This is a genomic window from Streptomyces sp. CA-106110, assembly GCF_050936285.1.
Lineage (GTDB): Bacteria > Actinomycetota > Actinomycetes > Streptomycetales > Streptomycetaceae > Streptomyces.
This window is the reverse complement of the sequence record NZ_JBNJNB010000001.1, coordinates 1096997-1110200: the sequence shown is the minus strand read 5'-3', so window position 1 is coordinate 1110200 and position 13204 is coordinate 1096997. Positions and strand designations below refer to the sequence as shown.

Annotated in this window: 8 protein-coding genes and 3 pseudogenes; 6 read left to right on the top strand and 5 right to left on the bottom strand. The window is 68.8% G+C overall.

Annotated features, from left to right (window positions below; genetic code table 11):
- Positions 1-216 precede the first annotated feature (216 nt).
- The gene (locus tag ACQEXA_RS05260) at positions 217-1692 is read left to right on the top strand and encodes a glycoside hydrolase family 47 protein (protein ID WP_432936738.1); all 1476 of its coding nucleotides are present in this window, start codon (positions 217-219) and stop codon (positions 1690-1692) included.
- A gap of 412 nt (positions 1693-2104) precedes the next feature.
- Complete coding sequence (locus ACQEXA_RS05255) at positions 2105-2452, top strand: DUF1330 domain-containing protein (RefSeq protein ID WP_432936741.1); 348 nt, start codon at positions 2105-2107, stop codon at positions 2450-2452.
- 56 nt (positions 2453-2508) lie between these two features.
- Here the strand turns inward: ACQEXA_RS05255 and ACQEXA_RS05250 are convergent, their stop codons facing one another.
- Together ACQEXA_RS05250 and ACQEXA_RS05245 are read right to left on the bottom strand one after the other, a co-directional pair.
- The gene (locus tag ACQEXA_RS05250) at positions 2509-3291 is read right to left on the bottom strand and encodes a polysaccharide deacetylase family protein (protein ID WP_432936744.1); all 783 of its coding nucleotides are present in this window, start codon (positions 3289-3291) and stop codon (positions 2509-2511) included.
- A 248-nt stretch (positions 3292-3539) separates the two neighbouring features.
- Positions 3540-3971, bottom strand: coding sequence for a MarR family winged helix-turn-helix transcriptional regulator (locus ACQEXA_RS05245; RefSeq protein ID WP_432936747.1), 432 nt, complete (start codon positions 3969-3971; stop codon positions 3540-3542).
- Between the two features lie 126 nt (positions 3972-4097).
- On the opposite strand from ACQEXA_RS05245, the gene ACQEXA_RS05240 reads away from it, so the two are divergent.
- Positions 4098-5519: a DHA2 family efflux MFS transporter permease subunit gene (locus ACQEXA_RS05240; RefSeq protein ID WP_432939894.1), complete on the top strand. Its 1422-nt coding sequence runs from the start codon at positions 4098-4100 to the stop codon at positions 5517-5519.
- Between the two features lie 183 nt (positions 5520-5702).
- Complete coding sequence (locus ACQEXA_RS05235) at positions 5703-5987, top strand: hypothetical protein (RefSeq protein WP_360995249.1); 285 nt, start codon at positions 5703-5705, stop codon at positions 5985-5987.
- A gap of 267 nt (positions 5988-6254) precedes the next feature.
- Here ACQEXA_RS05235 and ACQEXA_RS05230 read toward each other — a convergent pair.
- The 3 genes and pseudogenes from ACQEXA_RS05230 to ACQEXA_RS05220 form a co-directional block, all read right to left on the bottom strand.
- Positions 6255-8138 (bottom strand): annotated as a pseudogene (locus ACQEXA_RS05230) (discoidin domain-containing protein); the annotation flags it as partial.
- Between the two features lie 230 nt (positions 8139-8368).
- Positions 8369-9028 (bottom strand): annotated as a pseudogene (locus ACQEXA_RS05225) (discoidin domain-containing protein); the annotation flags it as partial.
- Positions 9029-9369: 341 nt separating this feature from the next.
- Complete coding sequence (locus tag ACQEXA_RS05220) at positions 9370-10755, bottom strand: FAD-binding oxidoreductase (protein WP_432936755.1); 1386 nt, start codon at positions 10753-10755, stop codon at positions 9370-9372.
- Between the two features lie 858 nt (positions 10756-11613).
- Between ACQEXA_RS05220 and ACQEXA_RS05215 the strand changes: the two are divergent.
- Positions 11614-12000: pseudogene (locus ACQEXA_RS05215) on the top strand (DUF3566 domain-containing protein); the annotation flags it as partial.
- A 350-nt stretch (positions 12001-12350) separates the two neighbouring features.
- Positions 12351-13172, top strand: a complete 822-nt coding sequence (locus tag ACQEXA_RS05210) for a S1 RNA-binding domain-containing protein (protein ID WP_432936759.1) — start codon at positions 12351-12353, stop codon at positions 13170-13172.
- The last annotated feature ends 32 nt before the right edge of the window (positions 13173-13204 follow it).

Sequence of the window (13204 nt, the reverse complement as noted above, 5' to 3'; positions counted from 1 at the left end):
GCCTCACCGCCAGGGGACGGCTCGCCCGGGCGGCCGTACGCCGCCGACGGCGAACATTGCCGTACGACACGAGCAGATTCACCCGGTGGCGGGTCGCCGAGGCGTGATACGGCGTGGCTGTCGCGACAAACAGTGACAAACCGTGCACAATGTGGCGCTCTGTGATCCGCTACGGCCGGAAGGTTCCGTACCATGACGCGCCTCGGGAGGCCTCGTGTGCACGACCCCTTGCGCCGCGGTTTCCTGAGCGCCGTGTCGGCGCTCGCGGGGACCGCCGTCGTGGGGGCGCTGAGTACGGTGCCGCGAGCGACCGCACCCTCGTCCAAGGTCACCGGAGCAGAGCCGAGCATGTCGCCGCTCTCGAAGACGGGGCCTGCGGACCGGCAGAAGGCACAGGCGATCCGGGCCGAGTTCCTGCACGCCTGGAACGGCTACCAGACGTACGCGTGGGGCCATGACGAGGTGCTGCCGGTCTCGGGCGGATACCGTGAGTTCTTCTCCAGGCGGCATCCCGTGGGCCTGTCCATCGTCGAAGCCCTCGACACCCACTACGTCATGGGCCTGGACGACGAGGTCGACCGCAGCGTGCGCTGGATCCGATCGCATCTGGACTTCGACCTGGACGCCGACTTCCTCGTCTTCGAATCGATCATCCGCCTCGTGGGCGGCCTGCTGGCCGGTCATCTCGCCACCGACGACAAGGAGTTGCTCGCCCGGTGCGTGGACTTGGCGAACCGACTGCTGCCCGCCTTCACCAAGTCCCCCACCGGGATGCCCTATCGGAGGGTCAATCTGCGCACCGGCGCGGCGTCGGGTGCCACGGTGCCACTGGCGGAGATCGGCACGAACATCCTGGAACTGGGGGTCCTGTCGCAGCTCACCGGCGACCCCCGGTACTACCTGGCCGCCAAGCGTTCTCTCGCGGCGGCGGTGGAGCGCCGCTCGTCCATCGATCTGATGGGCACCAGCATGAACGTGGAGAGCGGCCGGTGGGTCGACGGGCGGGACGTCGCCCCCAATCCGCCCGTGGACTCCTTCTACGAGTACCTGTGGGGCGGTTGGGCCATGTTCGGCGACCGCGACTGCCTGCGCTGGTTCCGCAAGTTCGACGCCTCCCTCAAGAAGCACCTCGCGGAGCGAGTGGGCGGCCTGCTCTGGTTCAAGCAGGTCGACCACCTCACCGCGGCCACGCTGAGCCGCCTGCAGTCCAGCCTGGCCGTCTGCATCCCCTCCGCGGGCGGCGACGATCAACTGGCCGCGGACTACTACTTGTCCTGGACCGCCGTCCAGGACAAGTACATCGTGATCCCGGAGGAGATCGACTACACCCGTCTCACCGTCCGGGTGCCCGACAACGCGCTGCGCCCTGAGTACGCGAACTGCGCCTTCGATCTCTACTGGCGGACCGGCGACCCGTTCTACCGGACCACCGCCTGGCGCTACTTCACGAACCTCAAGGCCTACCACAGAGTCCCGGGCGGCTACACCATCGTGACCGATGTGACGAAGCGCCCCATGACCAAGGGCGACTACTGTCCCGCGTACGTCTTCGCCGAGAACTTCAAATGGCTCTACCTCACCTTCGCGGACGCCCCGCGTTTCGACTACGACAGCGGCTACCTCAGCACGGAGGCGAAGATCCTCCGCGGACTGCGCCGCACTGTCACCGGCACCCCGTCACCAGCGAAGTGACGCCGGGGCTCTGACCTCGGCAACCACCCGCCGCCGCGCACACCCCGCGTGCGCCGTGCCGGGGCGGCCGCCACCCTGCGACCGACCACTCGGCCCGGCTTACTTGCGAGGTAATCGAGCGTCTCTAACTGACTTAGCCAGCCTGAGCGTTGCTCAGCCTTGGGAGTCAATCGCCTTCGTGCCCTGGTACTGAACGACAGGAGCCGCCAGCCCGCGTGGCACGTCCCTCCGGACGCTGGTCGACCGGACCGCAAGACCCGACCGAGGAGGGTGCCCGACGTCGCCTGGGCGCCGGGCGTGCGCCTAGCACTCTGCCACAGGTTCACTACGCTTCGCTCATCCAACTGGTGAGCCTGCGCCCTCCGCATGCCACGATCGACGGCGTACGGAGCCGACCGACCGGGAGGACGCCATGCCCGCCTATGCCATCGCCCACCTGCAAGAGGCCGCCCCGCATCCGGAGATCGCCGAGTACATCGAGCGCATCACCGCCACCTTCGAGCCGTACGGCGGCCGTTTCCTCGTCCACGCCGCGCGACACGAGGTGAAGGAGGGCAACTGGCCCGGACACGTCGTCGTGATCGCCTTCCCCGGGATCGACGAAGCGCGGGCCTGGTGGGACTCACCGCAGTACCAGGAGATCGCGCCGCTGCGCTCACGGCACATCGAGGGCGACATCATCCTGGTCCCGGGCGTTCCGGACGGCTACGACCCGGCCGGCACGGCCCGGGCGATGCGCGAATCCCTGCCCGCACAGTAGCCCTCGGACCCCGGTCCGGCCGGCGGACTCTTGGAACAGGTCCCGACGAGCCGTGCTCAGCGCACCGGAAAACCGAAGGAGTACCCCTGCTGCCTCAGCCACGGCAGGACCTGGCGCAGGGCGGCAACGGTCTGCGAGCGGTCCCCGCCCGCGTCGTGGAACAGGATGGTCGGGCCGTTGCGGACCTCGTTCCTGACGGTGGCGACGATGGTGTCCGTGCCGGGACGCTCGAAGTCCTTCGAGTCGACGTTCCAGCCGAGCGGCCGCATGCCGTGGGAGGCGGCGAGCCCGCGGCTGAACGGGGTGAAGGCACCGCCAGGGGCCCGGTAGTAGAGCGGCCGCACGCCCCCGGACGCCTGGGTGATCATGCGTTCGGCGTCGAGGATCTGCTGCGACTGGTAGGTCTGGGACTTGGTGTCCATGGCGGTGTCGTGCGACACCGTGTGGTCGCACAGCCGGTGCCCGGCCGCCACCACCGACCTGACCAGATCCGGGTGGGCCCGGGCCTGGGTGCCCACCATGCAGAAGGTGGCCCGCACGCCGTTCTCCCGCAGCACCTGGAGTACCTGCGGCGTCCAGACGGGGTCCGGACCGTCGTCGATCGTGATGTTGACGCCCCGGGCGCCGCGGTCCGAGGCATGGACGATGTCCGCCGACACCGCTGCCAGCGCGGGGTCCGGGGCGGCCGCCGAAGGGGACTGCGCGACGCCCCCAGGTGCGTGCCGCCCCTCGATGGGCCCGGCCTGTGCTGTCCATACCGAGGTGGCGGCTGCCGCCGCCGTCACTCCGACGGCCGCCGCGAGCACCCGGCCGTACCAACCTCGTCCACCACGCCCCATGTCCGCCCCGCCCCTTGCCGTCGTTCCGGTGCTTATGCACCCGTCAGGACGGAGCGGGCCGGCCGCGGGATGCGTCCGTTACAGAGCGCGGACGATTCCGCGGGGATATCGCGACGCGGCCTCCACCAGCGGAGCGTGACGGGGCGAAGCTCGTACGGGGCCTTGGTCCGCTACGTCGCTGGGGGACAGCATCCGGGCCTCCGCGGCGCCGTGGGCGCGCACGGACCGTGCAGGCGAGGCGCGCGGCGTCAGGTGGTCGCATCGCGGATGCGGGAGAGCAACGCCCCCAACGTGGCGCGGTCCTCCGGGCCCAAGGCGGCGGTCGCCTCGGCGAGTGCGAGGCGGTCCACCTCCTCCGCCTCGCGGTGGCGGCGCCGGCCTTCGTCGGTGAGGCGCAGCAGGAATGCCCGGCGATCGCTCGGATGGCGTACACGCTCGACCAGACCGTCGCGTTCCAGGCTGTCCACGATGCTGGTCGTGGTCCGAGCCGCCACGCCGGTCATCTCGCTCAGGTCCCGCATCCTCAGGGGCTGTTCCGCCCGGGCGAGCATCCGCAGGGCGCGCAGCCGGGCGACCGACGCTCCGTTGGCCCGGAGCCGGATCTCGACGAACTGGCGCAGTCGATGCGTCGTCTCGTAGAGCTCGTCCACCAGGATGTCGCTGCTGCCGTGCACTGCCATGTCGCTCCCCGCTCCGTCCTTCAACGTCGAACTCTATGAGCAGGACATAGTGAGTATCCTCAGTATGTGCTGCTGCCTCGACGCCCTCCCGCGCCGTCCCTCCCCGCTTTCCGCCTCAGCCAGCGCTTGGTCGTCCCTGTGATGTGCGTCAGCGTGACGTTCATCGCGATCGTCGACGGAGCGATCACCACCGTGGCCCTTCCCTCGATCGCCCGTCAGTTCGGCCTGACCACGGCCGCCCTCGACGGGGTGGTCGTGGTCTACCCGGTGTGCCTGGCCATGGCCATACCCGCCTCGGCCTGGCTGGTCGAGCGGTTCGGTGCCAAACGCGTCCTGCTCATCGCGCTCGCCGCCTTCCTCGTTTCCTCACTGCTGTGCGGCGCAGCCCCCGATCTCGGCCGGCTCCTCGCGTTCCGCGCGGTCCAGGGACTCTCCGCGGGAGTGCTCTTCCCAGCCTCGGCCGCACTGCTGTTCGCCACCTTCAACTCCGCTGAGCAGGTGCGAATCTCCCGGTACATGATCATCCCGCAGCAGATGGCGCCGGCCGCCGCCCCCGTCCTCGGGGGGCTGCTGGTGGATCACCTGTCCTGGCGCTGGGTCTTCTACGTCAATCTGCCGGTGGGCCTGCCGGCGATGCTGTTCGGGGCGCTGTTCCTGGAACGGCACCGTGGCCACCGGCCCGGCCGGTTCGACCTGACCGGGCTGCTGCTGAGCGCCGCCTCCCTCGGCGCCCTCATGTTCGGCATCTGTGACGGCCCCAACCGCGGCTGGACCTCACCGACCGTGCTGACCTCCCTGGTGCTCGGCGGATTCCTGCTGGCCGCCGCCATCACCTACGAACTGCGCACCTCCGAACCCCTGCTGAGGCTCCGTCTCTTCGCGGACCGGCTCTTCCGGGACACCAACCTGATCAACCTGGTGGGCCTGGTGCCGATCCTGGGCGCCATGTACCTGGGCCCGCTGTTCCTGCAGCAAGGACAGGGCCGCACCGCCCTGGAGTCCGGCTCCAGCACCTTCCCCGAAGCCTTCGGTGTGCTGCTCACCGTTCAGATCGCCGGTGTGCTCTACGCCAGGATCGGGCCGCGGGTCATCGTCGGCTGCGGTCTGGCCGGCGTCAGCGTGGTCCTGCTGCTCTTCGCCGGCTGCGACGAGCACACCGGCCTGTGGACCTTCCGCGGCTATATGTTCCTGCTCGGCGTCGCCATGGGCGGGGTCTTCATGCCCACGATGGTGGCCTCACTGGCGACCATCGCCCGGCAGGACCTGGCCCAGGCCTCCACGCTGAACACCGTCGTACGCCAGACCGGAGGCGCCCTCGCACCCGCCGCGGTGACCACCGCACTGGTACTGAGCACCCCGGCAGCGGCAGCCGCCGACCCTCCCATCGCCGCCTACCAGCACGCCTACCTGGCCCTGGCCGCGATCGCCGCCGTCACCTCGGTCTTCGCCTTCACCCTGCCCGACGGCCCCGCCCGAGTCGCGGCACGCGGCACCGCTGCCTCGAGCCGGTCCGCTCCGATCCGGCCCCGGCGTGAGAGCACCCACTGACCACGTCCCGACCCGGCTGCCCGCCTCCTGGTGGCACCGGAACGGAGGAGGGCTTGCGGCCAAGGAAGGACGCCCATCACAGAGAGTGCTGCACTCACCCGCTTGGCCGGTGTGAGTAGCCGATACGGACGCATTCCCGTCTCATGGCCTTGACCGCAACCCCGCTCGTGTGGGAGGTGGCAGATGTACGAGATGCGCGCCGAATGTGTGGCGACGGAGGCCGGGATCGGGCAGCTGTGGCATGTGCTCGACCCCGATGGCAGCGCCCTGTGCGGCCGGCTCATGGGGGAGCGGGCGAAACCCACGCCCGACGGCCTGGGCGACAGCGAGGAGTACTGCATCCCCTGCCTGCGGGCGATCGAGGCGGAGGCGCCGCCATCGGCCCTGCGGCGCGCCCGGGCGGCAGTGGCCGACTGCCATCCGGGATCCGCCGTCACGGAGGAGGAAGCGGCCAGACCGTCTCGCTGATGCGCCGTGACCGTCCAGGCCGCGGACCGTGGCGCCCGGCATCGGCGGAACGCAGGTTCTTGTGCGGCCAGCACGCGGCATGAGGGGGGTTTGTGCCGGACCGGCAGGACCTGCCGACTCGCGCGATGCCGCTCCCGGCCGAACGCGTGGCCCGGCTGGGGCGCGAGGCGCGGTGCCGCGTGACGGACCGGCTCCGGTCCGGGCAGGCCGGTCCGGAGCCCCTGGTACCGGCTCGGGACACCTGGTGTCCCGAGCCGGCACCTTGCGTCAGGGGAACTGGGTGACCTTGGAGGGCACGGTGTCCGTTCCCGAGGTGGGGGAGCCGGTGTCATTGATCACGTGGGCGTACTGGCCCTTGCCACCGAGGGAGATGACCAGGAGATCGTGCATCTCGATGCCCGCTTTGACGGGCACCTGGAAGCCGTGGGCCTGGACGATCGTCGGGTCGGCCGTGAAGTTGCAGTAGCTGCCGAGGCCCCATGCCTCATGGACGTTCACCGTGTCGGCGACCTTGTAGGCCGCGTATCCGACGATGCCATCGTGGGTGATGGCGGCGGCGTTCGGGGCGTCGTAGGCCTTCTCGTTCTGGAAGAAGATCGTCCGGCCGCGCTCTCCGCTCCAGTAGACGTCGTACTTGTTGAAGTGCTCCACGAACAGGCCCGTCGCCAGTACGTCGTTGCCATTGACGCGCAGGCCGAAGTCGGCGCGGTTGGTGTCCCAGCCGACTCCGCTGCCGTGGTCGGCGCGCCAGAGCCAGGTGTGGTCGATGATGACGTTGTTGCTGTTGACCACGACCGAGTTGGTGGCCAGACCGGGGCCCGCGCCGCCGATCCGGACGAACACGTCCTGCATCGTCGTGGGGTCGGCCGAGTGGTCGGCGGAGGAACCGGGCGTGCCGATCTGCAGCAGGGTGTCGGAGTTGACGGGGCCCGCGTCGATCAGGAATCCGGCGAGCTTGACCCCGTCGACATCGGCCACGTGCATCGCGTCGATCCCGTTGTCGGGGACGAGCGTGGCCAGGCCGAGCCCGAGCACCACGGTGTCGGCCCGGGTGACGTCGATGGTCTGGTCGAGGTGGTAGACGCCCGGGGTGAACAGCAGGTTGAGCCCCTGGGCGAGCGCGGCGTTGATCGTCGCGGCGCTCGCTCCCGGCTTGACCACGTAGAACTGGTCGAGCGGAAGCGAAGTGCCCGCGTTCGCGGGCCAGGACACGCCCCGCGCGTTGGTGCGCTCGGCGGGGACGAAGACCTTGTAGGTGCTGCCGTCCAGGTAGAGGAACGGCTTCTCGCGGGAGACAGGCGTGGTGTCCAGCGTGGTGTACGGGCCGGAGTCGAAGTTGGTCGCCGGGGCGCCCTGGACACCCGTGAACGTCATGTTCCACACACCGTTGGTCCAGCCGCCGACCGAACTGTCACGGGTGTACCACTGCTGCTGGGAGTAGGGTCCGACCGTGCCGTCGATCTTCGAGTCGGCGATGTACCCGCCGGAGGCCCAACCGTAGCCATTGGGGGCCAGGTTGAGGCCGCCCTGGACATGTATCCGGCGGAACGGGGCGGCCTGGGCGACGGCCCAGCGGTCGGTCCCGTTGGAGGGCCTGATGGCGAGGTTCTCCGCCGAACGCCAGAAGTTCTGCGTCGCGTTGCCGTTGAACCAGCCCGCGTCGACGGTGATGTCACCGTTGATCTGGGTGTCGTCGGGGTTGAGGCCCAGTCCGGAGATCGAGGTGTAGAAGCCGAGTTGCGCGTTGATGCCGTTGTAGGTGCCCGGCTTCAGCAGGAACTGGTAGCGGCCGGTACCGAACTGGCTGGACTCCTGCTGGGCGAAGACCTGGTCGAACTTCTGCTGGAGGTTGGGCATCGCGGGGTCCACGACGATGACGTTGGGACCGAGGTCGCCGCCGCCCTGCACGGGGGGAGTGCCGGAAGAGCCGGTGTGGACCGCGACCTCCCACAGTGAGTAGCCGTAGCCCGTCCCACGGACCGTCCCGTAGACACGGAGGTAGCGGCCCGAGCCGCTCACGTCGTAGGACGCGGTGCCGCCGGTCGCGCCCGTGACGCTCTTGAGAGTGGTCCAGTTCTGGCCGTCCGTGGAGGCCTGGATCTGGAACTCCTTGGCATAGGCGGCCTCCCAGGTCAGATCCACCTTGCACAGGCTCACCAGTTGGATTGGCGAAGCGTAGTGAACGTGTGGCAGAGCGCTACGCGCACGCCCGGCGCCCAGGCGACGTCGGGCACCCTCCTCGGTCGGGTCTTGCGGCCCGGTCGACCAGCGTCCGCAGGGACGTGCCACGCGGGCTGGCGGCTCCTGTCGTTCAGTACCAGGGCACGAAGGCGATTGGCTCCCAGGGCTGAGCAACGCTCAGGCTCGCTAAGCCAGTCAGAGACGCTCTGGACCGAGCCCAGGTCGACCTGGACCCACTGCGGGTCGGAGGCCTGGCTGGACCAGCGGGTGCCGGTGTCGCCGTCGAAGGCGGCGGAGGCGGGGGTGCCCGCGTTCTCCGTGGAGGAGGCCGAGGCCTGCTTGCCCTTGGCGGCATTGGCCGGGTCGCACGAGGGCGCGGTGCCCCCGGCGGTGCCGAAGACCTGGAACTCCCAGAGCGAGTAACCCCATTGGGTGGCTCGGTGGATGCCGTACATCCTGACGTAGCGGCCTTGGCCGGAGACGTAGAGGGAGTCGAGTCCGCCGTCACCGCCGGTGACGGACTTCAGGTCGGTCCAGTTGCTGCCGTCCTGGGAGGCCTGGACCTTGTAGTCCTTGCCGTAGGCGGTCTCCCAGTTGAGGACGACCTTGGTGATCGAGGCCGTGGAGCCGAGGTCGACCTGGAGCCATTGTGTGTCACTGGCGGCCGACGACCAGCGGGTGCCGGTATCGCCGTCCACGGCGTTCGCCGCCGGGGTCCCGGCGTTCTCGTCGGACGACGAGGTGGCCGTCCTGCCCTGGGACAGAGGCGTTTCGGCCGCGGCGGCGGACGTATGGGTGGACGGCAGGGTTATCAGCGCTGCGGCGGCGGCCAGCGCGACACCCAAAGATCTCAGTCTCATGTGGGTTCCTGCGGGTCCGAAGGGTGGGGGTGCCACGACGAGCCGGGGGGCGGATACGTGCCCTGCCCTGTGCACAGACGGCCCCGGGGAGCGGCCTCCTGCGCTGCCCAGATCGGCGTGGAAGGTGAAGTAGCTTGTGAATACACTTAGTTCACGTCTTGATTTAACTGATGAGTCGCCGCAGTGGGAAGCCCCCGGACAGAGGAATCTTTCAACTCCTGGTCACAAAGGTGGTCATTCCGTGCGCTCGTGCGTTCAAGAAGTGGTACGGCGGGGGAGACGTCGGACCTGGCTCTGGGCGCCTTCCGCCACCTCGGGGCCGCCCCCGACGGGAACCGCGGTCATGCCTGCCGGGCCGGCTCGATGTTCTGATTGGCGCGGAAGAGATTGTCCGGGTCGTAGGTGCGCTTGATCCGCGCGAGCCGGTCGTAGTGGTTCCCGTACGTGGCCCGTACACGCTCCTGGCTCTCGCCCGTGCCCATGAAGTTCACGTAGGAGCCGCCCATGGAGTACGGGTGCAGCTCCTGCCAGTAGTCGACACACCAGTGCTTGATGATCTCGGCGTTGTCGGGGTCGGGGTCGACTCCGGCCACGACGCCGGACCAGACGGCGTCCCGGTAGCCCCATGCGGTGTCGTCCGGGCCCACCCGGTGGGCGGCCCCGTCGACCGGGTAGAGGTGCAGGAGCGAGAGCGGCGTGGGGATGTTCTCGCCGTACTTGAGGTGCACGTCCAGGGCGCCATCCGGAATGCGGTCGAAGAAGTCGCCGCGCCAGTACCACTGGTGGCCGGCGGGGAGGAGGGCGTCGAACATGCTCTGCAACGCCGGGTAGGGCATCCGCGTCGTGAAGTGGAAGGTCGGCCGTCCAGGCTCTTGCACCGCCGTGAACGCCTCCTCGAAGCGGCTCGGATCGCCGGTGTGGCAGCCCACGATGCCGCACATTTTCTGTCCGTGGAGCTCTTCGGGGAACGGCGGGACGGGCGGGATCACGAAGGCCGCGAAGAAGGCGTACACGTCCTCGGGTGCCTGCGGCAGGAACTCGCGGTACCACGCCAGCACATCACGGGTGCCGTCGACCGGCCACAAGGTGATCGCGACGCCGACCGTGTCCACCGGATGCAGTCGGTAGGTGAAGGAGGTGACGATGCCGAAGTTGCCGCCGCCCCCGCGCAGTGCCCAGAACAGATCCGGTGTGTCCGTCTCGTTCGCGGTGACGAAACCGCCGTCGGCCAGGACGACGTCCGCGGCCAGCAGATTGTCCACGGTCAGGCCGTGGGTGCGGGTGAGGTAGCCGTGGCCGCCGCCGAGGGTCAGGCCCCCGACTCCAGTCGTCGAGATGATGCCGCCGGGAGTGGCGAGCCCGAAGGCGTGCGCGGCATGGTCGAGGTCGCCGAGCAGGCTGCCGCCGCCGACCTGGGCGGTCCGGGCCACGGGGTCGACCCGTACCCAGCGCATCGGGGAGAGGTCGATGGTGACGCCGTCGTCCACCAGACACAGACCTGGGCCGCTGTGCCCGCCACCCCGGACGGCGAGTTCCAGTGCGTTGTCACGGACGAAGTCGACCGCAGCCATGACATCCGCAGCGTCCGTGCACCGCACGAGGGCGGCCGGACGCTTGTCGATCATCGCGTTGTAGACCGTGCGGGCCCGGGAGTACTCGGCGTCCTGCGGACCTATGACCGGTCCGCGCAGCGTGGCCTTCATCGCGTCCAGAGTTGCGGTGTCCATGACGATCTCCTGGTGGCGCACAGCCGGCCCGCCACAGGGCTGACTGGACCAGCGTCCCGCCGGTGACGGCTCGCTGCAATTTCAACGGCCCGCTGCTCCCGGCAGGCTGGACGGGCACGGCACCTCGGTGTTCCCGCCGTCGTACCGCCCGCACTCGGAGCAGCCTCGCGTACGACGCGGCGAGCGGTGCCCGTACGCCCTTCTGGACCGCACCGAGGTGCAGGAACCCGGGTCAACGCATAACGTCTGAAGTGCATGTAAACGGGACGACGTCCGACGCAACGATGCCGGGTGCCGAATCCGTTCGCCGTGAGAGGCCACCGACCGTGACGCGCTGCCGCTCCGCCCGCAGGGCGTCCATCGGGCCGAGCAGGGCCGACGCGGCGTCGACGTCTCCTTCGGGGTGACTCCGCGCTGGGCACGTACCTGCGGGCCGGGCCCCTTTGAGCACGAGACCGGCCGAACCACGCGCCACCGCCTTGCCTCCGTTGCCGAGCGCCCCCCGACCAGCCAATTCGACGAGCCACGCCGCACCGCCACGGACGCCCATCTGCCCGGGCGCATCGGACGGCGCCCACAAGGGCCGCTGCGTCAGGCATGAGGAGGAAGGGCATGAGCGAAACCAAGCGCGGTGCCGGTGCCGGAGGTTCCCAGGCCGAGGGGGACAGTAGTGCCGCTGCCCGGCGCCATAGTCGACAGGACGAGCGAATACGCCACTCCGGCGCACAGACGGCAGCGGACGAGGACACAGCCGGGCCTGCGGCGCCGGACGGACGACAACCAGGCCGCCCCGACGACGGCGCCACCGCGCCACATCCCCCGAAGGCGATTCAGCGGACCCCGCCGCGCCGTGGCATGCCACGGGCCCGGAACGCGCGGCTGCGGATATCGAAGGCCGACCCCTGGTCGGTGATGATGACGAGCCTCCTGATGTCGCTCGGCCTGGGCCTGGGCCTCATCGTGACCGTGTTCGCCGCATGGATCACTCTGAACGCGGCGGACCCGGATCAATGGCCGTCCTTCAGCTGGGGACTCGCCCTCGCCGTCGTCATCGTCGTACTGGTGGAAGCCGTGCTGGCCACCGCGCTGGCGACCCTGGCAGCCTTCATCTACAACTGGTCGTCGGTATGCGCCGGTGGAGTCGAGTTGACCATGGAGGAGGACGCCGCGGCTCCGACGGAACGAGATTCCCGCGCTCCACCGGCCGATGATGTCGGATCAGGCCATGGGCCCTTGAGTGATTGAGACGTATGGTTCTTCTTCCTTTTGACACCGCGCACGCCGCCACGGTGGCCGACTGGCCCGCATCCACGCCGGAGGTCACCATGTGGTGCGGAGCGCGCGAGTTCCCTGTGCCTGCTCGGACGATTCGTGCATGGCAGGACGAGGCCGACGTGCAGGCGCATGTACTCATGTGCGACCGAGATTCATAGATGGCGGACAGGGCACGCTAGTTGGCGAATCTTGATGCGCGATCGATGGCCATCCCGCTCACCTGCTGCGATGCCTCTGAGCGTGTGAGCCGGGACACGCTAGTTGGAACCTGGTCACGAGAGTTGGAACCAGTGCGGGCTGCGCCGACTAGGCTCACCTCCATGTCCGAGCAAGCCCTTGACCCTCGTATGCAGTCCTTGATCAACCGGCTCCGGCCGGGGGCCGTGAGAACGGTGAAGGTCATCGGGTTCGAGGGAGCGGACGTCCTGGTGGAGCTTGTGGATGCCGAAGGGAGGGACACCGAGATCGGTCGGATTCCTCGGCAGGAAGCGCCGATGCGTCCGATGGAACATCCATCCGAGCTGTTTGAGGTCGGCCAGGAGATCAAGGCCGAAGAGATCGGGCGTTGGCGCGAAGGTCAGCTTCACCTCTCCGCCAGGGCGTGCGAGATTCCGGCCTTGCGGTCCTTTCTCCTCGCGTTCGAACGAGGGCAGGTCGTCGCTGGGACGGTCTCCGAGGTTCACAACTTCGGGGTCTTCGTTCACGTCGATGGCGAACCGGACGGCCTGTGCACCGGCTTCATCCGGGGGCCGGACCTGACCTGGGGCTGGATCAATCACCCCTCCGAGGCAGTCGAAGCCGACCAGCGGATCACCGCTGAGGTGATCTTTGCCGAGACGCGCTCGGGACAGGTCACGCTCTCGTTGAAGGCTCTGCAGGAAGATCCACTCATTCGGTTTGCGGATCAGGTCGGCCAGGTCCTCACTGGGCCGATCATCAAAATCGTTCCATTTGGCGTGTTCGTGCAGCTTGCTCCCGACGTTGTGGGGTTCCTTCATCTCTCAGAGCTGACTGATGAGCCGGTCAAGACCCCGGATCAGCTCATCGATGAAGGCGAGCTGATCACGGTGAAGGTCACCGAGGTCGACCTCCAGCGTCACCGGGTGAGGCTGGGCGCCGCTGGCGGAGCCGACAGAACCTAGCGAATGGGCATGCTGGTGCCCGATTCGATCTT